General features: G+C 47.3%; 3 protein-coding genes. All 3 read left to right on the top strand.

The genetic code is table 11. The features are described 5' to 3' along the window. On the top strand, positions 1-584 hold a 584-nt coding region (locus AACY42_RS28450), incomplete at its 5' end, for an RHS repeat domain-containing protein (RefSeq protein WP_339483830.1). Then, positions 581-1,114, top strand: coding sequence for an Imm15 family immunity protein (locus AACY42_RS28445; protein ID WP_339483829.1), 534 nt, complete (start codon positions 581-583; stop codon positions 1,112-1,114). The genes AACY42_RS28450 and AACY42_RS28445, both read left to right, overlap by 4 nt. Positions 1,115-1,138: 24 nt before the next feature. Then, a partial coding sequence (locus AACY42_RS28440) for a PAAR domain-containing protein (RefSeq protein ID WP_339483828.1) occupies positions 1,139-1,367 on the top strand: 229 nt, incomplete at its 3' end.

The following is a 1,367-nucleotide window of genomic DNA, read 5'->3' as shown; positions in this document are numbered from 1 at the left end:
CCTGGTACCAATGCGACCACCTTGGCACGCCGATGGAGTTGACGGACGAACACGGCGACATCGCCTGGAGCGGGGTCTACAAGGCCTGGGGCCTGGCCAAGGAGCAACGCAGCGAGACCGCCAAACGGGCGGACATCCGCAATTCGTTGCGCTTTCAAGGGCAGTACTTCGATGTGGAAACCGGGCTGCACTACAACCGCTATCGGTACTATGATCCGCAGGTGGGGCGGTTTATTGGCAAGGACCCGATTGGGTTTGCGGGTGACTTGAATGTGTATGCCTATGCGCCAAATCCGGTGGAGTGGATCGATCCACTTGGCCTCGCCAAAAAGAAAGGCGGATCAGGCGGAACCCCAAAACAAGCTCAAAATAAAGTTAAAAGAGAGCAAGCGCCGCCTGAAATTGTACGAATTGACGGACCGGAACAGAGCGTACCCAACAGTCAGTGGCATGCACATTGCCCATGCGGGTCAGGCTACAATCTTGATGGGACAATTCATGACAAAGGAAAGGGCGATGTAACCTTCTCCAATAAAACAATCGACTGGCCAAATAATCACGGATGGGAAATACCGAAAAAATGAAACTTACAGACCTATACAAATTTATAATCAGTCAAGAACCATACAACGACATGGATGTATTCTTTGAAAGCCATGATAGTTTCGAGGAAATCCCACTCATATCAAGGTACAGCAGAGCAGATCTACTCTCAGAATCCTTAGGAAAAAGCAACACTACAGACTTTTTGATCGGCTTTTCAGTATTCCTGTTAAATGCAATAAATACTATAGCACGAGCAAAAAACATAACAGAAGACGAGCTATTCATCGCTATATCATTTACAGACTTTGGTGACGCTTGCGAAAATCGCCCCATCATTCCAAACATATTCATCTATCCAAATCAAAAAGAAGACAACAATTTTAAAGCACGCTTAAAACAGAATAATCCCAATGAAAAATCTATCGAATTTGCAAAAATTCAAGAGCACTTTTCAAGATGCAACTTGAAAAACAGCTTCATATTTTACGAAAGTAGATTTCTTGACCAAGCTTGCAATGAGGATATCGTAAGGATATATGCCATCCCCAAACAATTTCATGAAGTATAACGGTATAGCTATTGTGAAGATTGTATGAAAACCATCATCCGCCTCGGCGACACCACCGACCACGGCGGCGTTGTCACCGAATCCATCCCCCACACCAACCTCAACGGCAAGCCGATGGCGGGTAAAGGCCACATGGTGATGTGCCCCTTATGCAAAGGCCCCTTCCCGATCGCCGAAGGCAGCAGCACCTATTCCGTCAACGGTATCCCCGTAGCCTTGGATGGCATGAAGACCACCTGCGGCGCCACCCTGA

It is taken from the genome of Pseudomonas sp. RL_5y_Pfl2_73 (assembly GCF_963970515.1).
Classification (GTDB): Bacteria; Pseudomonadota; Gammaproteobacteria; order Pseudomonadales; family Pseudomonadaceae; genus Aquipseudomonas.
The sequence above is the reverse complement of the archived record's forward strand: the minus strand, read 5'-3'. Positions and strand labels throughout refer to the sequence as shown.

Coding starts and splice junctions, on each gene's coding strand:
- AACY42_RS28445 (WP_339483829.1), top strand. CDS start 581: ATGAAACTTACAGACCTATACAAATTTATAATCAGTCAAGAACCATAC.